This window comes from Rhodococcus ruber, assembly GCF_016804345.1.
GTDB lineage: Bacteria > Actinomycetota > Actinomycetes > Mycobacteriales > Mycobacteriaceae > Rhodococcus > Rhodococcus ruber.
In genome coordinates, this window is the sequence record NZ_CP044211.1 from 2,686,598 (window position 1) to 2,707,432 (window position 20,835).

The window sequence follows — 20,835 nt, forward strand, 5'->3', positions numbered from 1 at the left end:
CTTCTTCGCCGGCCCGCGCAGGGCCGGCGAACGGGCCTGCCTCAGACCTGCTTCACCTGCACCGCGTGGGCCATTTCGTCGGAAAGTTCGAAGCCGTCGTGGCCGGGCACGTTGATGACCACCGACCCAGGCTTCGTCTCGACTGTAACGCGTGCGTCGGGCACGATCCCCGCCTCCCGCAGCCGGCCGATCACCTCGTGATCGGACTGCACGTATTCGGCGAGCCGTCGCACGACCACGGCGGTCGGCTTACCCGGCGGAATCTCGGTGAGCCGGACCAGCGGCTCGTCCGCCGCCACCGGCCGGTCCAGGCCGAGCTGGTCCAGTCCGGGGATGGGGTTGCCGTACGGCGACGTCGTGGGGTTGTGCAGCACCTCGACGAGGCGGCGCTCGACCTCCTCGCTCATCACGTGTTCCCAGCGGCAGGCCTCGGCGTGCACGTTCTCCCAGTCGAGGCCGATCACGTCCACGAGCAGCCGCTCGGCGAGCCGATGCTTGCGCATGACCGACACCGCCAGATCGCGGCCCTTCTCGGTCAGCTCGAGGTGCCGGTCGCCCGCCACCCGCAGCAGCCCGTCCCGCTCCATCCGGGCGACGGTCTGACTCACAGTCGGGCCGCTCTGCTCCAGGCGTTCGGCGATGCGCGCACGCAGCGGCACGACGCCCTCTTCCTCCAAGTCGTAGATCGTCCGGAGGTACATCTCCGTGGTATCGACCAGGTCCTTCACTCTCACACCCCTTCGTCTGCGGCCGATTCTAACCGGGCGAAACCCCCGGCGGGTGAACCCCGAGCGGCCCCGCCCGGCGCGGCGGGCGGTGGGCACGCCGAGGTCTTCGGGCACTCGCGTCACCCGGAGCGGCGCAGTAGCTTTGTGGCCATGACCACGACCTCCGCCGCGACGGGCGATCCGACACATCCGAGCGGCGACCGAGTGGTGGTGTGGAGTCCGGACTACCTCGACTACCGGTGGGGTCCGTCCCACCCGATGAACCCCACCCGGCTCGATCTCACGATGGCGTTGTCCCGGGGTCTCGGCCTGCTCGAGGGGGTGGAGACCCTGCGCCCGCCGGCCGCGACCGACGCCGATCTGCTGCGCATCCACACCCCCGCCTACGTCGAGGCCGTCAAGCACGCCGGCAACCTGCCTCCCGGCTCGACCGCCGGACCGGAGGCCCCGCACGGTCTCGGCACCGAGGACAACCCGATCTTCCCGCGCATGCACGAGGCGAGCGCCGTCCTCGCGGGCGGCACCCTCGCGGCCGCGCGCGAGATCTCGGCCGGCCGCACCCGGCGGGCGGTGAGCATCGGCGGCGGGATGCACCACGCGATGGCCGACTGGGCCGCCGGATTCTGCGTCTACAACGACGCCGCCATCGCGATCTCGTGGCTCCTCGACAACGGCTTCGACCGGATCGCCTACCTCGATGTCGACGCCCACCACGGCGACGGAGTGCAGCACGCGTTCCTCGGCGATCCCCGGGTGCTCACCGTCTCCGTCCACCAGCACCCCGCGACGCTGTGGCCGAACACCGGCTGGTCCAGCGAGATCGGTACCGGTGCCGCCGAGGGCACCGCGGTCAACCTGCCGGTCCTGCCCGGCACCGTCGACGCCCTGTGGCTGCGCGCGTTCCACGCCGTCGTCCCCGCGGCGGTCGCCGCGTTCCGGCCGCAGATCATCATCAGCCAGTGCGGCGCCGACAGCCACCGGGAGGATCCGCTGGCCGACCTCTCGTTGACCGTCGACGGTCAACGCGCGGCGTACCTGGCGATGCGTGAACTCGCGGACCGGCACTGCGAGGGCCGGTGGCTCGCCGTCGGAGGGGGTGGCTACGGGCTGGTGCGGGTGGTACCGCGATCGTGGACCCACCTGATCGCCGCCGTGCTCGACCGCGAGATCGACCCCGCTACGCCGATTCCCGGCGAATGGCGGGAGCGGGTCGCTGCGATGGCACCGGGGGTCGATCTGCCGACCGTGATGGGGGAGGGCGGCGACGTGGCGTATCTGCCGTGGGACGGTCCCGGCGGCACCCCCGAGACCGGCGTCGCCTCGTTCGATCGTGCCCTCAGCCGAGTCGACTCGGCCATCGTCGCCACCCGTCGGGCCTGCTTCCCGCTGCTCGGCCTGGACCCGGAGGACCCGCGTGACTGAATCCGAGAGCACAGCATCCGAGAGCACAGCATCCGAGAGCACAGCATCCGAGAGCACCGCATCCGAGGGCACGCCTCACGGCCCCGCGGGACAGACGCCCGACGGCGACGCACCCGCCGGCACGCAGGCCGACGCCGCAGCGCGCGCCCAGGCGGAGAAGGACGCCGCCCGGGAGCGGGCACTCGCCGTCGCGCGGAACTACCCCAAGCACTGGGTGGCGGACGTCCTGGCCTCCGACGGGAAGGCCGTGCACCTGCGGCCCATCGTCCCCGAGGACGCGGACCTGCTCGTGGATTTCCACAGCAAACTCTCGGAGCGCACCCGCTACCTTCGCTACTTCGGTCCCTACCCGACGATGTCGAAACGGGACCTGTTCAACTTCACCGTGGTCGACCACCACCGCCGGGTCGCCTTCGTGGCCCTGCTCGGCGGGGAGATCATCGCGGTCGGCCGCTACGAGGGACTGCCCGAGGGCGACGGCCTGTCCGCCGAGGTCGCCTTCACCGTCGCCGACGCGCATCAGGGCCGCGGTCTCGGCCCCATCCTGCTCGAGCACCTGGCAGGCGCCGCCGCCGAGAACGGCATCCACACCTTCGTCGCGGAGGTACTCGCCGAGAACCGCAACATGGTCACGGTGTTCCGCGAGGCCGGATACCAGGTCAGCCGTAGTTTCGAGGGCGGCGTGGTGCGGCTCGAATTCGCCATCGACCCCACCGAGGCGCTGGTGTCGGTACGCAATGCCCGCGAACGGGCCGCCGAGGCGCGGAGCGTCCGCAACCTGCTCAGCCCGGGCAGCGCCGCCGTCATCGGCGCGTCCACCGACAGTCGCAAGGTCGGTAACGCGGTCCTGGTCAACATGCTGCGCAGCGGCTTCACCGGCCCGGTCTATCCGGTCAACGCCGAGCACCGCTCGGTGCGCGGCGTGCGGGCCTATCCGACCGTCCGCGACATCCCCGACGACATCGACCTCGCGATCGCGGCGGTCCCGGCCGAGGCCATCGACGCGGTGCTCGACGACTGCCTCGCCAAGGGCGTCAAGGCGCTGCTCGTCGTGTCGTCCGGCTTCGGCGAGACCGGACCGGAAGGCCGGGCCGCGGAACGCCGCCTCGCGCACGCGGCACGGGCACACGGCATGCGGCTGATCGGTCCGAACGCCCTCGGTGTCGCCAACAACGACCCCGAGGTCCGTCTCAACGCCACCCTCGCGCCCGTGCTGCCCGCGGCCGGCAACGTCGGCTTCTTCTGCCAGTCCGGCGCGCTGGGCATCGCGATCCTCGACGAGGCCGCCAAGACCGGCGTCGGCCTGTCCTCGTTCGTCTCCGCCGGCAACCGCGCCGACCTGTCGGGCAACGACCTGCTGCAGTACTGGGACACCGATCCGGCCACCGAGGTGGTGCTGCTGTACCTCGAGAGCTTCGGCAATCCGCGCAAGTTCTCGCGCATCGCCCGGCGCGTGGCTCGCAGCAAGCCGATCGTCGCCGTCAAGAGCGGTCGGCACGCCGTGCCCCCCGTCCTGGCCGCCCGGACGGGGGAAATGGACGACACCATCGTGCGGGACCTGTTCGAGCAGGCCGGGGTCGTGCAGGTGGGTTCGATCTCCCAGTTGTTCGATTCGGCCCTGTTGTTCGGCTATCAGCCGCTGCCGGCCGGCCCGCGCGTCGCGGTGGTGGGCAACTCCACGGCGCTGGGTGTGCTCGCCGTCGACGCCGCCCGGAGTGAGGGCCTGCACGTCGGCGAACCCGTCGATCTGGGGGCCGCGGCGTCCCCACAGCAGTTCGCGGCGGCCGTCACCCACGCACTCGAATCCACCGATGTCGACGCGGTGATCGCAGTGTTCGTACCGCCGGTCGCCGTGACGGTCGAGCCGTACGCGCAGGCCCTGCGCGACGCCGTTGCCGGCACCGACAAGCCGGTGCTCACGACGTTCCTCGCCACCGAGGGCCTGCCCGACGTCCTCGCGGTGCGCGGACCCGACGGTCACCCCACCCGAGGTTCGGTGCCCTCGTATCCGGGTCCCGAGCGGGCGGCCCTCGCGCTGGCCCGGGCATGGCGGTATGCCAAGTGGCGCAGCCGTCCCGCCTCCCAGGTCGTCCGCCCGGCGGGCATCGACGCAGAGAAGGCCCGCACCCTCGTCGAGGGGTGGCTCGCGACGTCGCCGGAGGGGCGCTGGCTCTCGGACACCGAGGCCGCACTCCTGCTCGCGTGCTACGGCGTGCACATCGCGGAGTTCCGGGCGGTGACCACTGCCGAGGAAGCCGTCGCCGCCGCGGAGGAGATCGGGTTTCCCGTCGCGGTGAAGGCCACCGGCGCCCACTGGCGGCACCGGCCGGACCTGAGCGGTGTGCGGCTGGATCTGCTCGGACCCGAGGCGGTGCGGATCGCGTACCGAGACCTCGCCGCGGTCTCGGGGGAGCCGTTGCTGCACGTGCAGAAGATGGCCACCAAGGGCATCGGATGCGTCGTGCAGGTCCAGGACGACCCGTCGTTCGGGTCGCTGATCTCGTTCGGTCTGGCCGGAGTCATCTCCGACCTGCTCGGCGACCGCGCCTTCCGGGTCCTGCCGGTCACCGAGGACGAGGCCGTCGAGCTGATCGACGCCCCCAAGGCGGCGCCACTGCTGTCCGGCTACCGCAACACCGAACCGGTCAGCAAGGCGGCACTCGTCGACCTGGTCCAGCGCATCTCCGCCCTTGCCGACGACCTACCGGAGGTACGGGAGATCGCGTGCGAACCGGTCCTCGCGTCCCCCACCGGCGCCGAGCTCACCGACGCGCACCTGCGGATCGGTCCCGAGCCGCACCCACTCGACCTCGGCCCGCGCCGGCTGCGTTGAACGGACCACGGCGGTCCGGCCGGCTCTGCCAGACGGGCCACGCCGGTCCCGCCGGCTGCGCTGGACCGGCCACAGAGACAAAGATCCCCGAGAACCCAGCCCGGTTCTCGGGGATCGTCCGGCCGACTGCCCGGTCAGCTGGCGTAGGCGCGCAGACGTTCGGCGCGGTCGCCCTCGCGGAGCTTGCCCATCACCTCGCGTTCGATCTGGCGGACTCGCTCACGGGAGAGGCCGAAGAGCTTGCCGATCTGGTCGAGGGTGCGCGGCTGGCCGTCGTCGAGGCCGTAACGCAGACGGATCACCTGCTGCTCGCGCTCGTCCAGGGTGGCCAGGACGCTGCGCACGTCGCTGTGCAACAGCCCGGCGATCACCGCGTTCTCCGCGGACGTCGCCTCGGCATCCTCGATGAAGTCGCCGAGCGGGGCCTCCTCGTCGTTGCCGACCGGCATGTCCAGGCTCACCGGGTCGCGGCTGTGGTCCAGCAGGTCACCGATCTTCTCGACCGGGATGCCGGACTCCGCGGACAGTTCGTCGTCGGTGGCCTCCCGGCCGAGCTGCTGGTGCAGTTCCCGCTTGATCCGGGCCAGCTTGTTGACCTGCTCGACGAGATGGACGGGGAGCCGGATCGTGCGGCTCTGGTCGGCCATACCGCGGGTGATGGCCTGACGGATCCACCAGGTGGCGTAGGTCGAGAACTTGAAGCCCTTGGCGTAGTCGAACTTCTCCATGGCGCGGATCAGTCCGAGGTTGCCCTCCTGGATCAGGTCCAGCAGCGGCATGCCACGGCCGGTGTAACGCTTGGCCAGGGACACGACCAGACGCAGGTTCGCCTCGAGCAGATGGCTGCGAGCGGCCTGTCCGTCGCGCACCAGGATCGCGAGGTCGCGCTTCTTCGCTGCGGTGAGCCGCTTCTTGGTCTCCAGCAGGTGCTGGGCGTACAGGCCGGCCTCGATCCGCTTGGCCAGTTCCACCTCGTCCGCAGCGCTCAGCAGGGCCGTGCGGCCGATCCCGTTCAGATAGACGCGGACCAGGTCTGCGGCCGGGCTCTGGCTGTCGAGGTCGGAATCGACGCGGGCGGTGGTATCGGGGCGTGCCATGACGTGCCTCCTCATCGGTGGTGTCTCGAAGCGTTCAACGCGCCAGGCCCCTGGGAAAGTTCCCGAGGTTCCATTGCCGGAACTGCTCTGACCTGCGCAAACGGCACGGAGGTCCTGAGAAGTTGCTGAGAACACACCACCGGGGGAACCGGCCGGTAACTTTCGGCCCGCCCGGAACGCCCTACCGGACCGGCTCGACGAGCCCGTGCCGCACGAGCGCCTGTACCAGAGCCACCGCCCGTTCGGTCAGCGCCTGTTCGTCCTCGCCGTGCGCGACGGCGAGCAGCGCAACCAGGTCCGCCAGCGGCAGGCCGTCGGCCCGCATCCCCGCCAGCAGCGCTGCCGCCGGCTCGTCCACCTCGTGCTGCCAGTTCGGGCCCCCGCCGCGGTGCACGCGCGTCACCACCTGCCGCCAGCCGTCCTCCCCGGGGAGGTACACCCGTTCGAGGGCGGTGTCGGGCCGGACGACGAACCGCGCCTCCAGGACGTCGTGGTCACGCAGCCAGGCCAGCCGGTCGAAGTACGCGACGGCCTCCGCCCCGAGCGGGTCCGTGAAGCCGTGCCGCAGGTCCTCGGCGAGGACGTCGCTCGGCGCGTCGGTGCGCCGCAGGTAGACGAATCCGAAGCCGATGCCCTCGACCCCGTGCCGCGCGAAGTGGTCGAGCCAGGCCTCGGCGCGTGCCGCCACCGCCGGATCCCGCGGGTCGGCGTCGCCGTCGCGCAGCCACGTGCCCACGTAGAAGGCGGGGTCGGCGACGTCGCGCTGCACGATCCACGCGTCGACGCCGTGGGCGGGCAGCCAGGACGCGATCCGGCGGCGCCAGTCCTCGCCTTCGAGGTGCACCCACGAAGCCAGCATCGCCGCGGTCCCGCCCGGGTTCAGGTGCTCGGCGGCGCGCGAGATCATCAGTTCGCTCGCGCCGTCGAGGTCCAGGCCCGAGTCCCGGTAGGTGTGCTCGACCCGTCCCGTACTCACCACGAACGGCGGGTTCGCGACGATCCGGTCGAAGCGACGGCCGGCCACCGGCTCGAACCACGACCCCTCGAGCAGTTCGATCTCGACCTCGTTGAGCGCGGCCGTGGCGGCGGCCAGAACCAGTGCCCGGGCATTGACGTCGGTGGCGGTGACAGTGTCGGCGAAATCGGTCGCGCGTACAGCCTGCACGCCGCAGCCGGTGCCCAGGTCCAGCACCGAGCCGACCGGATCGGTGGGCATGGCCTGCAGCAGCGACAGCGACGCGTGTCCGACGCCGAGCACATGATCCTCGCGGGCGCGCCGGGGACGCATCGCCCCGTCGAGGTCCGACAGCATCCAGCGCGTCCCGGTGCCGGCGTCGAGCGGTCGCAGATCCAGCGCTGCGCGCACACCGTCGCCGTCGCGTTCGAGCAGCCCGGACGCGATCGCCGTCGCCACGTCGAGTGGTGCGAGCGCGTCGCCCACCTCGTCGGCGGGAAGCGTGTCGCACACGAGGAACAGGCGCACGAGGGTGCCGAGATCACCGCCGCCCGCCGCGGCCCGTCGCACCGGCACGGGTTCGCCGCGTCCCAGCGCGGCGTGCGCGTCGGGACCGAGCAGCTCGAGCATCGTGTCGGTGTCGAACCGTGCGCGAGTGAGTGCCGTGCGCAGCGCGGGACAGATCGAAAGCAGCAGGTCGCGGTCCATCCACGCATTGTGGCAGCACCCTGGTGCCGCGCCCCGGGCCGGGGAACCGGGTCAGCCCTCGATGATGCGCGGCTGTGGGCCCTCGAGCGCCGTGGTGTCGTCGGCGCGGCCGTCCCAACGGCTGGGCTCGTCCTTCGACCGCGGTGGGCGATCGTTGGCGATGAGCACCGCCACCCAGGGAAGGGGGACCGACAGAGCGAGGATGCCCACCGAGAGCCACGGATTGGCGAACGCCGCGTACGCGAGCGCAGCGAGGATCATGGCGGGGATGCGGAAGGACATGAGCGTCAGGTACTTGCGGACCCTCGCTCGGTGCTGCTCCTCCAGCGACGACGCCGCCTCGGTGATCAGAACCGGTTTCTCGGGTGACCCGTCGTCGTAGTCCCCATGGAAACCCGGAGTTCTCGACATCCTTCTACTGTCCCACTCGCGTCCACGGAATGCACATACACATCCGCACCCGGGGTGCGGCATCATGTAACGGTGAGCACCGACATCAAGGAACGGCCGGATACCACCACCGACGAAACCACCGACGACGACACTCCCAAGTTCTTCCACTACGTCAAGAAGGACAAGATCGCCGAGAGTGCGGTCATGGGTACCCATGTCGTCGCGCTGTGCGGCGAAGTCTTCCCGGTGACGCGCTCCCCGAAGCCGGGGTCACCGGTGTGCCCGGAATGCAAGAAGGTCTACGAGGGTCTGCGCAAGGGCGACTGATCGACCGTCTCGTCCGGGGCCGCCGGCGCGGGTTCGCCGACGATGCCCTCCGCTGCGCGTGGGTGCGGCGCGTCCACGGGGCACGACTCGGGTTCCCGCTGCCCCGGCCGCATGATGTCCGGTAGCCGGATCGGGATCGGTGCCGTCCCCAGCCGCCGGGTCAGGCCGGTCACCGCGGCCGGTGCGGGCGCTGCGGCCGCCCGCTCGGCGAGCCACCGGCGCATCTGTTCGATGCGGGTCTCGCGCGCCGGCCAGAACTCCTGCACCGTCGCGTTGAACTCGGCGCCCAGCACGACGGCGAAGCCGAGGAAGAAGGTGAACAGCAGGAACGCGATCGGGGTGGCGAGCGCTCCGTAGGTGTATCCGGTCCCGGAGACCCATCGCAGGTACCAGCGCAGCGCCGCGCTCGATGCCATGAAGAACGTGCCCGCCAGGATCGCACCACCCAGCAGGCGGTGCCACGGCAGGGACCTCGGCAACGCCACCTTGTACAGCGTCGTCAGGCCCACGAGCAGCAGCAGGCCCACCCCGGGATAGTAGAAGGTGTCCAGCAACCGGGACCCGACGTCGTACCACGCCTCCGGCAGTGCCCGTCCGATCATGGTCGGCCCGAGCGCGACGAGCGGCAGCGTGAACACCGCCAGGACGAGGAACACCACGTACAGCAGCAGGGCGAAGAACCGCTGCCAGACGGGATGACGGTGGTCGTGCTGGTCGTGTGCCTCGTCGATGGAGTCGACGAACGTGGAGATCGCCGACGAACCCGCCCACAGCGACAGCAGGAATCCGAGGGACATCACGTCGGCGCGGCCCCGCAGCAGCACGTCCTGCACCGTGGGCCCGATGATGTCGTCGACCACGTTCTCGCTGAACATGGTGCGGGAGAACGTCACGATCTTGGACTGGATGATCTCCACCGTATCGGGTCCGAACCACCCGGCGACGTAGCCGAGACTGCCCAGCAGCCCCAGCAGCAGCGGGGGCAGCGACAGCGTCTGCCAGAAGGCGGCCGCCGCGGCCTTGCTGAAGATGGAGTCGTCCCATGCCTTGACCGCCGTCCGGGCGAGCACCTGCAGCCCGCGATGCACCGGCCGCCGCCGCGGGCGCGGTGCGGCGGTCGATCCGGCCGGAGGAGGTGTGTCGCTCATGGGTACTTCCAGCATTCCTGACGACACGCCGCAGTGCGCGGCGGCGGGCCGACGACACCGCGAATTCTGACATGATCGTCTCCTGTCGCCCGCGTCACGGCCGGCGGCTCGGATGCGGGCGGGGCCGGCGGACCGGGATAGGCTGCTCGACGGCCGTCGTCCGTCCGGCGACCGCACGGCGGTGTCCGTCCGCCCGACGGCGGGCCGCAGAGCGAGACCACCCGCACGACCGGAGAAGGAGCACGAGTAGCCGGTGAGCACCGAGACCGTCGGAACAGCGCCCTCCGCCCCGGCCGGACAGCTGCGCGCCTGGCAGCGCCGAGCCCTGACGAAGTACCTCGCGACGAGCCCGCGGGACTTTCTCGCCGTCGCGACCCCCGGCGCCGGTAAGACCACGTTCGCGCTTCGAGTCGCGGGCGAACTGCTGCGCGACCGCACCGTCGACCAGGTGACGGTCGTCGCCCCCACCGAGCATCTCAAGCACCAGTGGGCCGCTTCGGCCGCGCGCTCCGGCATCGCCCTGGACTCGAACTTCACCAACTCCACCGGCCAGACGTCGAGCGACTTCCACGGCGTCGTGGTGACCTACGCGCAGGTGGCCTCGCACCCGTTCAAACACCGCGTCCGCACCGAGGCCCGCCGCACCCTGGTGATCCTCGACGAGATCCACCACGGCGGCGACGCCAAGAGCTGGGGTGAGGGAATCCGGGAGGCGTTCGGCGACGCCACCCGCCGGCTCGCCCTGACCGGTACCCCGTTCCGCAGCGACGACAGCGCCATCCCGTTCGTGACATACGAACCGAACACCGACGGCTTCATGCAGTCCAGGGCCGACCATGCGTACGGCTACGCCGACGCCCTCGCGGACGGTGTCGTGCGTCCGGTGGTCTTCCTCGCCTACTCCGGCGAAGCCCGATGGCGCAACAACGCGGGGGAGGAGTACTCGGCACGACTCGGTGAGCCGCTCAGCGCCGAGCAGACCGCACGCGCGTGGCGGACCGCTCTCGATCCGGCCGGCGACTGGATCCCGGCCGTCCTCACCGCCGCCAACACGCGGCTCGAGCAACTGCGCCAGGGCGGGATGCCCGATGCGGGCGGACTGGTCATCGCCAGCGACCAGACGGTGGCCCGCGCGTACGCCAAGATCCTCGAGCAGCTCACCGGTGAGACGCCCGCCCTCGTCCTGTCCGACGACCCGACCGCGTCGCGGCGCATCTCGGAGTTCGACGCGAGCACGCAGCGCTGGATGGTGGCGGTGCGCATGGTGTCCGAGGGCGTCGACGTCCCTCGGCTCGCGGTGGGCGTGTACGCCACCAGCGCCTCGACGCCGCTGTTCTTCGCCCAGGCCATCGGCCGTTTCGTGCGGTCGCGACGCAAGGGCGAGACCGCGAGCGTGTTCCTGCCGTCCGTGCCGGTGCTTCTCGACCTGGCCAGCCAGCTCGAGGCGCAGCGGGACCACGTGCTCGGTAAGCCGCACCGCGTGAAGGAGGGCTTCGACGACGACCTGCTTGCCGACGCCAACCGGACCAAGGACGAACCGGGCGAGGAGGAGAAGGCGTTCACCGCGCTCGGCGCGGAGGCCGAACTCGACCAGGTGATCTACGACGGCTCCTCGTTCGGCACGGCGACGTTCTCCGGCAGCGAGGAAGAGGCCGACTACCTGGGTCTGCCCGGGCTGCTCGACGCCGAACAGATGCGGGCGCTGCTTCGTCGCCGGCAGCAGGAGCAGCTGGACAAGCCGACGCCGGTCCCCGCACCCGCTCCGCCGCCGCAGGTGGCCGAGCGGGTGGCGACCGCCGACTCGCTGGCCCGGCTGCGCAAGGAACTGAACTCGCTCGTCGCGATGCACCACCACCGGACCGGTAAGCCGCACGGGGTCATCCACGGGGAGTTGCGACGGCAGTGCGGGGGTCCGCCGACCGCGATCGCCACGGCCGAGCAACTCGGCGACCGCATCGCGCTGCTGCGCCAGTGGTGAACCCACTGCCGACGCACCCCCGAAACGGCGAAACGGGCGACCACCCGCGGTGGTCGCCCGTTTCGGCTCGGGTCTCGGAGTCGTCCGGCTCCGGAACGGTGGATCAGACGGCGGCTTCGGCGTCGGACTCGATCGTGGCGCCGAGTTCACGCAGCCGGTCGGTGTGCTCCTTGGCGTGGTGGCCGCAGAAGAGCAGCTCGCCACCGGTGGCAAGGACGGCACGGACGCGAGCGGCTGCACTGCACCGATCGCAGCGGTCTGCGGCGGTCAACTTCGGGCTGGTCAACGTTCCGGGCATGACTCCTCCAAACTGGCCACCACTGTCGTCGGTTGCCTGGGGTCTGGTCCGCCGCACCGGGCCGGCGCGGTGGAACTACTGTGTCAGACGATTCCCGTTCACGCGTTGTTCCAATCCTCCGAAAATCGTGTCGAGTTTCACCCCCGACCCCCCCGAACGCCCACGACGTGCGGTTTCGGGGCTGCGGGTGTTCGCTCACAGCGCAGAGCCCTCGGCGGTGTCGCGGGCCCGGAACGGCCACCGGGAGAGGCTGCGGTGACGAATCGGCTGGTACACATCTGCGCGCGAGCCGACTGGGAGCGGGCGCAGCGCCAAGGAGAGCTTGCCCCCGACTCGCTCGCCACGCACGGGTTCGTGCACCTGTCGACCCCGGAACAGGTGCACCTGCCGGCGAACCGGTTGTTCGCCGGCCGCACGGACCTGGTGCTGCTGCATCTCGACCCGGCGCGGCTCGCGGACGAAGTGCGATGGGAGCCGGGCCTCCCGGACGATCCGGAGGGGATGACGTTTCCGCACCTCTACGGCCCGCTGCCGGTCGCTGCGGTCACCGCGGTGGTGGACTATCGCCCCGGGGGAAACGGACTTTTCGGGGATCCCTGAGGGTGCGCCGTCACCCGGGTGGACTGTGAGTCCTACTCTGGCGGCATGAACGTCGAAGTGACGCCGCTTCCCGGAATCGGCGTGCGCAAGGACTTCGAGCTGGCGTCGGGTCGGCGGATCGGGGTCATCACGCATCGGGACGGCCATTCGGACCTCATCGTCTCGAAGGCGGACGATCCCGATGCCTGTGCGGCCTCCCTGCCGCTGACCGTCGAGGAGGCCGCCACCCTGAGCAACCTGCTCGGCGCGCCGCAACTCGTCGCCCAGCTCCAGGAGGACCACCGGGAACTGCCCGGGATCATCACCCGGCAGCTGCACATCCACGACAGCTCCCGTTTCGACGGGGCAGTGCTCGGGGACACGGCGATGCGTACCCGCACGGGTGTGTCCGTCGTCGCGGTGATGCGCGCCGGGCAGGTGACGCCCTCGCCGGGGCCGGACTTCGTACTCACCGGGGGAGACATCCTCGTCGCCGTCGGCACGGCCGACGGCCTGGACGCCGCGGCCAGGATCCTGCGCAACGGCTGACCGATGAATTCGACCACGCTCGCCCTGATCGAACTGGGGGCGGTGTTCTTCGCCCTCGGCGTGCTCGGACGCCTCGCCGCGCGCTTCGCCATGTCGCCGATCCCGTTCTACCTCCTCGGCGGTCTCGCGTTCGGCACCGGTGGGTTCATCCAGCTGGGTGACATCAGCGAGTTCAGTCACGTTGCCAGTGAGATCGGCGTGGTCCTGCTGCTGCTGCTCCTCGGCCTGGAGTACACGGCCTCCGAACTCGTCACCGGGCTCAAACGGTCCCGCGCGGCAGGCCTGCTCGATCTCGTACTCAACGCCGCGCCGGGAGTGGTGATCGCGCTGCTGCTCGGGTGGGGCGCGACGGGGGCGTTCGTCCTCGGTGGCATCACCTACATCTCGTCCTCGGGCATCATCGCCAAGACCCTGACCGACCTCGGTCGCCTGGGTAACCGGGAGACTCCCGTGGTGCTGTCGATCCTCGTCTTCGAGGACCTCGCGATGGCGGTGTACCTGCCGATCCTGACCGCGGTGCTCGCAGGGGTCAGCCTGATCGGTGGGCTCGAGGCCGTCGCGATCGCGCTGGGGCTGGTCACGGTCGTGCTCGTGCTGGTGCTGCGATACGGGCGTTACGTCTCCGCGGTGCTCGACAGCCCGGACAGCGAGACGCTGCTGCTCAAGCTTCTCGGCGCCGCGCTGCTGGTCGCCGGTGTCAGCTCGGCGATGCAGGTCTCGGCGGCGGTCGGCGCGTTTCTGCTCGGCATCGCGATCTCCGGCTCGACCGCCCACAACGCGGCCCGCGTCCTCGAGCCGCTGCGGGATCTCTTCGCGGCGATCTTCTTCGTGTTCTTCGGCCTCAACACCGATCCGACCGCCATTCCTCCGGTACTGGGGTGGGCGGCGCTGCTCGCCGTCGTCACGGCGCTGACGAAGGTCGCCACCGGCTGGTGGGCGGCGCGACAGCACGGCATCGCCACCATGGGCCGCGCTCGCGCGGGCGCCGCCCTCATCGCCCGCGGTGAGTTCTCCATCGTCATCGCCGGACTCGCCGTCACCTCGGGTCACGTGGACGCCGAGCTCGCAGCCCTCGCTTCGGCGTACGTGCTCATCACGGCGGTGCTCGGCCCCGTGGCGGCGCGGTTCGTCGAGCCGGCGACCCGCGCCGTGGTACCCCGGCTACGCGAACGGCCGCCGGCTGCGGAGCCGACGGCCGATCGCCGTGAAGCGGAGGAGTTCTAGGTGGATCCTCAGTCGAGGTAGTCGCGCAGCACCTGCGACCGCGACGGGTGCCGCAGCTTCGACATGGTCTTCGACTCGATCTGCCGGATCCGCTCGCGGGTGACCCCGTAGACCTGCCCGATCTCGTCGAGGGTCCGCGGCTGACCGTCGGTCAGGCCGAACCGCAGCCGGACCACCCCGGCCTCACGTTCGGACAGTGTCTCGAGTACCGACTGCAGCTGATCCTGCAGCAGCGTGAACGACACCGCGTCCACCGCCACCACGGCCTCGCTGTCCTCGATGAAGTCGCCGAGCTGGCTGTCGCCCTCGTCGCCGATGGTCTGGTCGAGCGAGATCGGCTCCCGGGCGTACTGCTGGATCTCCAGTACCTTCTCCGGCGTGATGTCCATCTCCTTGGCCAGTTCCTCCGGAGTGGGCTCGCGCCCGAGGTCCTGGAGGAGCTCACGCTGGATGCGGCCGAGCTTGTTGATCACCTCGACCATGTGCACCGGGATGCGGATGGTGCGGGCCTGATCCGCCATGGCGCGGGTGATGGCCTGCCGGATCCACCAGGTGGCGTACGTGGAGAACTTGTAACCCTTGGTGTAGTCGAACTTCTCCACCGCGCGGATCAGACCGAGATTGCCCTCCTGGATGAGATCCAGGAAGGCCATCCCCCGGCCGGTGTAGCGCTTGGCGAGTGAGACGACGAGTCGCAGGTTGGCCTCGAGCAGATGGTTCTTGGCGCGGTTGCCGTCGCGGCAGATCCAGTTCAGGTCGCGGCGCTGCGCGACCGGCAGCTTCTCGCCCTTGTCGGCGTACTCCTGCAGCCGGTAGGTCGCGTACAGGCCGGCCTCGATGCGCTTGGCGAGCTCGACCTCCTCCTCGGCGTTGAGCAGGGCAACCTTGCCGATCTGCTTGAGGTAGGCGCGCACCGAGTCGGCGGAGGCGGTCAGCTCGGCGTCCTTGCGGGCCTGCCGCAGCGCCTCCGACTCCTCTTCGTCCCAGACGAAGTCGCCCGACGCCTTGTCCTTGTCGCTGGGCTCGTCGTCGGCGTCCGCCGCCTCCACGACCACGTCCTCGGCGCCTTCGAGTTCGGCCTCGGCGACGTCGATGTCCTCGAGCGCGGCTTCCTCGCCCTCGAACTCGTCGCCGGCCGGCTTGCCCGCCTTCTTGGCGGCGGCCTTCTTCGCCGTCGTCTTCTTGGCGGCGGCCTTCTTCGCCGGGGCCTTCTTGGCGGCCGCCTTCTTCGCCGGGGCCTTCTTGGCCGGGGCCTTCTTCGCCGGCCGCTTCGTGGCGGGTGCGGTACCGGTCGCGGATTCCGCGGCGTCCGCGGAGGCTGCCGATTCGTTGGGGGAATCAGCCGTGTGGATGTCGGTGGCTGCCACGTACGCCCTTTCGTGACGAGGTAGTGCGGCGTCGCGCCAGAGGGGTTCCGGCGGAGAGGTCTGTCGGGATCAGGCCGGTTCGCAGCCGGCTGTGCACCATTGTAACGATCGCCGTCGTGCGCGATGTGCAGGACTCAGGGGTGGACGCCTGTTTTCGCAGCCCACGCGGCCCCGATGATGCCGGCGGTGTTGCGCAACGCGGCCGGAACGACGGGCGTGCGGTTGGTCAGCAGCGGGATCCACTTCTCGTGCTTGCGGCTGATGCCGCCGCCGGCGATGAACAGGTCGGGCCACAGCAGGGCCTCGAACCGCGACAGCACCAGCGAGACCTCCTTGGCCCACCGCTTGTACGACCACTCGTTGCTCTCCTTGACCGACGACGCCGCGCGGTGCTCGGCTTCCATCCCGTCGACCTCCATGTGCCCGAACTCGGTGTTCGGCAACAGAACGCCGTTGTGCAGCACCGCCGAGCCGATCCCTGTTCCGAAGGTGAGCAGGACGACCACTCCCGACGCGTCCCTGGCCGCACCGAAGCGGTCCTCGGCGAGACCGGCGGCATCCGCGTCGTTCAGCACGCTGATTGGGCGATCCCCCAGAGCCGAAGCGAACAACGCCCGGGCGTCGGTGCCGATCCATGCCGGATCGATGTTCGCGGCCGTACGCGCCACCCCACCGGTCACCACACTGGGCAGGGTGACCCCCACCGGTCCGGTCCACTGCGCCTGCTCCACGATTCGGGCGACGGTGTCCGCGACCGCCTGCGGAGTCGACGGCTGGGGAGTCAGGATCTTGATGCGCTCACCCACCAGAACACCCGTGGACATGTCGACGACCCCGCCCTTGATGCCGCTGCCCCCGACGTCGACACCGAATCCCAGAAGGTCCGGATCCGGCATGGCCGGCTGGGTCGTCTGCGTCATCTCGCGCTCCCTCTCGTCACCGGAACAGTCACCGCGGGCAACCGCTGTCGTGACGTCACCCTAATGCGAACGCGGCGGCAACGCGGGTGGTGCCGTACCGCGCAGTGTGTTCGGATACTCGGGTGCCCGACACCCCGGATCCCCACCCTTGCACCCTTTCCCGCGACGCCACCACGGACCCGGCCCGGCTGCGGGAGATCGCCGTGGACGTCGCGGTGGCGGCCGCCGCCCACGTGCGCGCCCGGCGGCCCGAGCTGTTCCCGGCCGCCGACCCGGGTGCTCGCACGGCCGGCGCGGTGCGATCGAAGAGCACCGACACCGATCCGGTGACGATGGCGGACACCGAGACCGAGGACCTCATCCGGCGACTGCTGACCCGGTCGCGGCCGGGCGACGCGATCCTCGGAGAGGAGGGCGGCGCCGATGCCGGGTCGACCGGTGTCCGATGGGTTGTCGACCCCATCGACGGCACGGTGAACTTCGTGTACGGCATCCCCGCGTACGCGGTCTCGATAGCAGCCCAGGTCGGTGGAAGATCCGTGGCGGGAGCGGTGGTCGATGTCGCCGCCGGAGATGTCTACTCGGCCGCGCGCGGAGAGGGGGCCACCCGCACCGACGCCGGGGGATCGGTGACGCGTCTGCGCTGCAACCCGGTCGGGGACATCGCCCACGCACTCGTCGCGACCGGCTTCTCCTACGCGCCGCACCGGCGCGAACGACAGGGCCTTCTGGTGGCGGAGCTGCTGCCGAGAGTGCGGGACATCCGCCGGATCGGCGCGGCCGCCCTGGACCTGTGCATGGTGGCTTCGGGCCGGGTCGATGCCCACTACGAACACGGGCTGCAACCGTGGGACTGGGCCGCCGGTGCGCTGATCGCCGCGGAGGCGGGCGCCTGGGTGCGGCTACCGACCGGTGGCGGCGACGTCGGCGAGATCACCGTCGCCGCTGCACCCGGCGTCGCAGCACAGCTCGCGGACCTGCTCGCCACGTTCGGCGCCGACGCTCCGATCCCGGCCTGACGGTCCGCGGCGCTCAGCAGCGGGCGTCGCGGGCCGCCGCCAGCAGGTCGATGTCCAGCGGCGCGGCGACCGCACCCACCGGCGCCTCCCGCAGCGACTGCAGCACCTCCTCGGCATCGGCGTTGGGCGCGATCTCCTTGGAGTAGGTGCCCAGGGCGAGGTCGACGGTGTCGTCGGCACGGTCGTCGCGGACGAGTTCGGCGCACGGTGCGACCAGCCACACCGTGCTGGCAGCTGCGGCTCCGGCGGCCCCGAACCTGATCTGACCGTGGCACTGCATGTTCTGGTCGACGTAGACGGGGTCGTTGCCCGCCTGGACGTCCGGTGCGCTCGCGAAGCCGTACTCGGCCAGCTGGGTGGCCACATGGGTCGCCTGGCCACGTTCACCGTTGGCGTTGAACACCCGCACCCGCGTCGCCGCCAGGGGAGCGGGCTCGACGTCGAGCAGGACGGACCGGTCGACCACCTCGCCGAGGGGGGCCGGTTGCGGTCCTCCGGGCTCCGACGGCACGGTCGGCGGGGCGTTGCATGCCACGGTCCGGGATACCGGGTCGGAACCGGCGAACACCGATGCCCACACCACGATCCCGACCGTAGCCAGAATCGCGAACAGTGCCGCGGCCGGCACGACGCGGCGGCGGGGGAACGGCCGGCCGCGTTCGTCACGCGCCCGGCCTTCGGTGATCAGGGAAACCACGGCGCCCTGCCTCTCGCATCTCCAAGGGGTGTGTGCGACCACTGTAGAGGGCATCCCGGGGGGGTCCGCGAAGGCGGGCGAACGGTGGAATGTCTCGAGTTGCTGTGGTGTTGGTGACAATTGACCGACATTTCCCCGGATCGCGTGTATCGGTTACGGCTTCTGTGGGTACTTCCGCTATTGTTCGGCGGCCCAGGTCGTCGAAGATTCGATGATCGGGCTTTCGACAGCGGGAGGCCCGGGTCGTGTCCGGGACCCGGACACGGTCGGCGGGAACTTCCGGAGACGGTCGGGCGTTGCCCCCGCCGAAGGACATGAACAGTGTCCTCCGGCCGGGCACCTGCACGAGGACTAGAGGTAGAGGAAATGGCGACTGACTACGACGCACCGAGGCGAACCGAAACCGACGAGGTGTCGGAGGATTCACTCGAAGAACTGAAGGCGCGACGCAACGAGGCGCAGTCCGCCGTCGTGGACGTCGACGAGTCGGATACCGCGGAGTCCTTCGAGCTGCCCGGCGCCGATCTGTCCGGCGAGGAGCTGTCGGTCCGGGTGGTGCCCAAGCAGGCCGACGAGTTCACCTGCTCGAGCTGCTTCCTGGTACACCACCGCAGTCGGCTCGCCAGCGACGAGAACGGCGTGATGATCTGCCGGGACTGTGCAGCCTGAGTCCCGGCGGGACTGTGCAGCCTGAGTCCCGGCGGGACTGTCCACGCTGAGTCCCGGACGATCGCGCTGACCGGCCGCGCCCGGTTCAGTGTCCGGAGTGGTCGGCGCATCCCAGGGCGGCCTGCAGCTCCGCGGGCCGCCTGGTGCTGATCAGCCAGTACGGGGTGGGGTCGTCCGGGTCGTCCAGCACGACGAGCACCATCGTCCCGATCCACGGGCGGTGCTGGACGTATGCCGCCGGGTCGAGCTGGCGGCCCAGGGCGGCGCTCTTCGCCGACGCCGGCACCACGACAGCGCGGGAGATCACCTCGAGCGGCAGGTGCGCCCGGCCGACGATCAGTTCCCCGCCCGTCACCTCCAACCGCAGACGGGACAGCCACACGAGCGCCCAGACAGGGAACGGCAGCAGCAGCACGTACGGCAGCCAGGCTTGCAGACCGGGCGCCCCCATGTGCAGTTCCGCGGCCAGCAGCGCGGCCACGCCCAGGCCGAGGGGCCACCACCACAGCGGCACCCACATCCGTTCGGAGTAGACCGGCACGTCGGTCGTCTGCTGCGCATCCGCGTCGGGTCGAGAGGTTCGAGACACGTCCATCAGAGTAGTCTCGGTGCACGTGACCGATCTTCCAGCCGTCCCTCTGCTCCGTCTGGACCCGGGGATTCCTGTGCCCGCCCGCGCACACACCGGCGACGCCGGCGTGGACTTGTGCACCACGGTGGACGTGACCCTCGAGCCCGGGCGGCGAGCGCTGGTGGGGACCGGCATCGCGGTGGCCCTGCCCGTCGGCACGGTGGGTCTGATCCATCCGCGTTCCGGCCTGGCCGCGAAGTTCGGGCTCTCGGTGGTCAATACCCCCGGGACGGTGGATGCGGGCTACCGCGGCGAGATCAAGGTGTGCCTGATCAACCACGATCCCGACCGCGCGGTCGAGCTGCGTCGTGGCGACCGCATCGCCCAACTGCTCGTGCAGAAGGTGGAACTCGTCGACTTCGTCGAGGTCGACTCTCTCGACGACACCAGCCGAGGCGCCGGAGGATACGGATCGAGCGGTGGGCACGCAGGTCTGGTGAAGGAAGGTTCCTGACATGTTCGGACGACGCCGGAAGAACCGGGACGCCGAAGCACCCGGACTCGCGGACGAGGCTGAGTTCGCGCCCATGCCCGGGGAAGACGAGACACCGGTGCCGCAGGGCGGTCCCTACGACATCGACGACATCGGCGAGGACGCGGTCGGCGGCCGGCTCGACCTCGGGTCGGTCCTCGTGCCGCTGCCGCCGGGTGGGCAGATCCAGGTGGAGATGGCGCCGAACGGTCAACCCCAGGCCGTGCATCTGGTGACCCAGCACGGACGGATCACCGTCTCCGCGTACGCGGCGCCGAAGTCTCCGGGGCAGTGGCGGGAGGTGGCTGCCGAGCTGGCCGAATCGCTGCGCCGCGACAATGCGACGGTCAGCATCGAGAGCGGACCGTGGGGCCGGGAACTGCAGGGCAGCACCCCGAACGCGGATCTGCGCTTTCTGGGGGTCGACGGTTACCGGTGGATGATCCGCTGCGTGGTCGCCGGGCCGGCCGGTTCGGTGACGGCTGATTCGCCGCTGGTGGAGACCGCACGCAGCATCGTCGCCGAAACCGTCGTGCGTCGCGGCCAGGATCCGCACCCGGTGCGCACGCCGTTGCCGGTGGTGCTGCCGAAGGCTCTTGCCGAGCAACTAGCCGCCGCCGCACAGCAGCAGCAGCACGCAGCCGCGCAGCAGGCAGCGCAGCCGACGCCCCAGCAGCCGGGACCTCAGCAGCCGGGACCTCAGCAGCCGGGACCTCAGCAGCCGGCACCTCAGCAGCCGGCACCGCCTCAGCAGCCGGCACCACAGACGCGCCCGCGGCACGGCGAGTCGGGCTCGGCGATGCAGCAGCTCGGTTTCTGAC

At 70.6% G+C, this 20,835-nt stretch carries 21 protein-coding genes; 11 read left to right on the forward strand and 10 right to left on the reverse strand.

The features are described 5' to 3' along the window. Positions 1–41 precede the first annotated feature (41 nt). Positions 42–728, reverse strand: coding sequence for an iron-dependent transcriptional repressor DtxR (locus tag F1734_RS12580; protein ID WP_010592606.1), 687 nt, complete (start codon positions 726–728; stop codon positions 42–44). A 150-nt stretch (positions 729–878) separates the two neighbouring features. Between F1734_RS12580 and F1734_RS12585 the strand changes: the two genes are divergently transcribed. Together F1734_RS12585 and F1734_RS12590 are read left to right on the forward strand one after the other, a co-directional pair. After that, positions 879–2,150, forward strand: coding sequence for an acetoin utilization protein AcuC (locus F1734_RS12585; RefSeq protein WP_203011754.1), 1,272 nt, complete (start codon positions 879–881; stop codon positions 2,148–2,150). A gap of 214 nt (positions 2,151–2,364) precedes the next feature. Continuing rightward, positions 2,365–4,983 (forward strand): bifunctional acetate--CoA ligase family protein/GNAT family N-acetyltransferase, encoded by a 2,619-nt coding sequence (locus tag F1734_RS12590; RefSeq protein WP_228287205.1) that lies wholly within the window; start codon positions 2,365–2,367, stop codon positions 4,981–4,983. Between the two features lie 134 nt (positions 4,984–5,117). Here the strand turns inward: F1734_RS12590 and F1734_RS12595 are convergent, their stop codons facing one another. The 3 genes from F1734_RS12595 to F1734_RS12605 form a co-directional block, all read right to left on the reverse strand. Further along, positions 5,118–6,080 (reverse strand): sigma-70 family RNA polymerase sigma factor, encoded by a 963-nt coding sequence (locus F1734_RS12595; RefSeq protein WP_003935593.1) that lies wholly within the window; start codon positions 6,078–6,080, stop codon positions 5,118–5,120. A gap of 181 nt (positions 6,081–6,261) precedes the next feature. Then, positions 6,262–7,743, reverse strand: coding sequence for a DUF7782 domain-containing protein (locus F1734_RS12600; RefSeq protein WP_017682087.1), 1,482 nt, complete (start codon positions 7,741–7,743; stop codon positions 6,262–6,264). 51 nt (positions 7,744–7,794) lie between these two features. After that, positions 7,795–8,154 (reverse strand): DUF3099 domain-containing protein, encoded by a 360-nt coding sequence (locus tag F1734_RS12605; protein WP_003935591.1) that lies wholly within the window; start codon positions 8,152–8,154, stop codon positions 7,795–7,797. A 72-nt stretch (positions 8,155–8,226) separates the two neighbouring features. Between F1734_RS12605 and F1734_RS12610 the strand changes: the two genes are divergently transcribed. Then, on the forward strand, positions 8,227–8,463 hold the full coding sequence (locus F1734_RS12610; RefSeq protein ID WP_003935590.1) for a DUF3039 domain-containing protein: 237 nt from the start codon (positions 8,227–8,229) through the stop codon (positions 8,461–8,463). Here F1734_RS12610 and F1734_RS12615 read toward each other — a convergent pair. Then, positions 8,436–9,611 carry a YihY/virulence factor BrkB family protein gene (locus F1734_RS12615; RefSeq protein ID WP_102030747.1) on the reverse strand — a complete coding sequence of 392 codons (1,176 nt, stop codon included), beginning with the start codon at positions 9,609–9,611 and terminating at the stop codon, positions 8,436–8,438. The two genes, F1734_RS12610 and F1734_RS12615, sit on opposite strands and share 28 nt — an antisense overlap. A 253-nt stretch (positions 9,612–9,864) precedes the next feature. Here F1734_RS12615 and F1734_RS12620 point away from each other — a divergent pair, with 253 nt between their 5' ends. Beyond that, entirely contained in the window at positions 9,865–11,589 is a 1,725-nt protein-coding gene (locus F1734_RS12620; RefSeq protein ID WP_010592600.1) for a DEAD/DEAH box helicase, read from the forward strand. 103 nt (positions 11,590–11,692) lie between these two features. Here F1734_RS12620 and F1734_RS12625 read toward each other — a convergent pair whose 3' ends face one another. After that, a complete protein-coding gene (locus tag F1734_RS12625; RefSeq protein WP_010592599.1) occupies positions 11,693–11,887 on the reverse strand; it encodes a DUF7455 domain-containing protein in 195 nt (64 codons plus the stop codon). Between the two features lie 255 nt (positions 11,888–12,142). Here F1734_RS12625 and F1734_RS12630 point away from each other — a divergent pair, with 255 nt between their 5' ends. Genes F1734_RS12630 through F1734_RS12640 form a run of 3 tightly spaced genes read left to right on the forward strand, consistent with a single transcriptional unit; the run spans position 12,143 to position 14,239 of the window. Next, the gene (locus tag F1734_RS12630) at positions 12,143–12,487 is read left to right on the forward strand and encodes a DUF952 domain-containing protein (protein ID WP_010592598.1); all 345 of its coding nucleotides are present in this window, start codon (positions 12,143–12,145) and stop codon (positions 12,485–12,487) included. Between the two features lie 45 nt (positions 12,488–12,532). Next, positions 12,533–13,015 (forward strand): cation:proton antiporter regulatory subunit, encoded by a 483-nt coding sequence (locus tag F1734_RS12635; protein WP_010592597.1) that lies wholly within the window; start codon positions 12,533–12,535, stop codon positions 13,013–13,015. A 3-nt stretch (positions 13,016–13,018) separates the two neighbouring features. Continuing rightward, entirely contained in the window at positions 13,019–14,239 is a 1,221-nt protein-coding gene (locus tag F1734_RS12640) for a cation:proton antiporter (RefSeq protein WP_010592596.1), read from the forward strand. An 8-nt stretch (positions 14,240–14,247) separates the two neighbouring features. On the opposite strand, the gene F1734_RS12645 is transcribed toward F1734_RS12640, so the two are convergent. Together F1734_RS12645 and ppgK are read right to left on the reverse strand one after the other, a co-directional pair. Continuing rightward, positions 14,248–15,606 (reverse strand): RNA polymerase sigma factor, encoded by a 1,359-nt coding sequence (locus F1734_RS12645; protein WP_010592595.1) that lies wholly within the window; start codon positions 15,604–15,606, stop codon positions 14,248–14,250. A 134-nt stretch (positions 15,607–15,740) separates the two neighbouring features. Next, positions 15,741–16,526, reverse strand: a complete 786-nt coding sequence (ppgK, locus tag F1734_RS12650; protein WP_010592594.1) for a polyphosphate--glucose phosphotransferase — start codon at positions 16,524–16,526, stop codon at positions 15,741–15,743. Between the two features lie 122 nt (positions 16,527–16,648). Here ppgK and F1734_RS12655 point away from each other — a divergent pair, with 122 nt between their 5' ends. Next, entirely contained in the window at positions 16,649–17,545 is an 897-nt protein-coding gene (locus F1734_RS12655) for an inositol monophosphatase family protein (protein ID WP_010592593.1), read from the forward strand. A gap of 13 nt (positions 17,546–17,558) precedes the next feature. Here F1734_RS12655 and cei read toward each other — a convergent pair whose 3' ends face one another. Beyond that, the gene (cei, locus tag F1734_RS12660) at positions 17,559–18,242 is read right to left on the reverse strand and encodes an envelope integrity protein Cei (protein ID WP_119699736.1); all 684 of its coding nucleotides are present in this window, start codon (positions 18,240–18,242) and stop codon (positions 17,559–17,561) included. Between the two features lie 366 nt (positions 18,243–18,608). On the opposite strand from cei, the gene F1734_RS12665 reads away from it, so the two are divergent. After that, a complete protein-coding gene (locus tag F1734_RS12665; RefSeq protein ID WP_003935578.1) occupies positions 18,609–18,911 on the forward strand; it encodes a DUF4193 domain-containing protein in 303 nt (100 codons plus the stop codon). A gap of 85 nt (positions 18,912–18,996) precedes the next feature. Here F1734_RS12665 and F1734_RS12670 read toward each other — a convergent pair whose 3' ends face one another. Then, the gene (locus F1734_RS12670; protein ID WP_010592591.1) at positions 18,997–19,506 is read right to left on the reverse strand and encodes a DUF3093 domain-containing protein; all 510 of its coding nucleotides are present in this window, start codon (positions 19,504–19,506) and stop codon (positions 18,997–18,999) included. A gap of 19 nt (positions 19,507–19,525) precedes the next feature. Here F1734_RS12670 and dut point away from each other — a divergent pair, with 19 nt between their 5' ends. Together dut and F1734_RS12680 are read left to right on the forward strand one after the other, a co-directional pair. Further along, complete coding sequence (gene dut, locus F1734_RS12675; RefSeq protein WP_082061237.1) at positions 19,526–19,996, forward strand: dUTP diphosphatase; 471 nt, start codon at positions 19,526–19,528, stop codon at positions 19,994–19,996. 1 nt (position 19,997) lies between these two features. After that, complete coding sequence (locus F1734_RS12680) at positions 19,998–20,834, forward strand: DUF3710 domain-containing protein (protein ID WP_017682084.1); 837 nt, start codon at positions 19,998–20,000, stop codon at positions 20,832–20,834. The last annotated feature ends 1 nt before the right edge of the window (position 20,835 follow it).

Excerpts from the sequence above, each read along its gene's own strand:
- F1734_RS12585 (WP_203011754.1), top strand. The coding sequence starts at position 879 with ATGACCACGACCTCCGCCGCGACGGGCGATCCGACACATCCGAGCGGC.
- F1734_RS12625 (WP_010592599.1), bottom strand. The coding sequence starts at position 11,887 with ATGCCCGGAACGTTGACCAGCCCGAAGTTGACCGCCGCAGACCGCTGC.
- F1734_RS12670 (WP_010592591.1), bottom strand. The coding sequence starts at position 19,506 with ATGGACGTGTCTCGAACCTCTCGACCCGACGCGGATGCGCAGCAGACG.
- F1734_RS12665 (WP_003935578.1), top strand. The coding sequence starts at position 18,609 with ATGGCGACTGACTACGACGCACCGAGGCGAACCGAAACCGACGAGGTG.
- F1734_RS12600 (WP_017682087.1), bottom strand. The coding sequence starts at position 7,743 with ATGGACCGCGACCTGCTGCTTTCGATCTGTCCCGCGCTGCGCACGGCA.
- F1734_RS12640 (WP_010592596.1), top strand. The coding sequence starts at position 13,019 with ATGAATTCGACCACGCTCGCCCTGATCGAACTGGGGGCGGTGTTCTTC.
- F1734_RS12615 (WP_102030747.1), bottom strand. The coding sequence starts at position 9,611 with ATGAGCGACACACCTCCTCCGGCCGGATCGACCGCCGCACCGCGCCCG.
- F1734_RS12595 (WP_003935593.1), bottom strand. The coding sequence starts at position 6,080 with ATGGCACGCCCCGATACCACCGCCCGCGTCGATTCCGACCTCGACAGC.
- F1734_RS12680 (WP_017682084.1), top strand. The coding sequence starts at position 19,998 with ATGTTCGGACGACGCCGGAAGAACCGGGACGCCGAAGCACCCGGACTC.
- F1734_RS12635 (WP_010592597.1), top strand. The coding sequence starts at position 12,533 with ATGAACGTCGAAGTGACGCCGCTTCCCGGAATCGGCGTGCGCAAGGAC.
- ppgK (WP_010592594.1), bottom strand. The coding sequence starts at position 16,526 with ATGACGCAGACGACCCAGCCGGCCATGCCGGATCCGGACCTTCTGGGA.
- F1734_RS12605 (WP_003935591.1), bottom strand. The coding sequence starts at position 8,154 with ATGTCGAGAACTCCGGGTTTCCATGGGGACTACGACGACGGGTCACCC.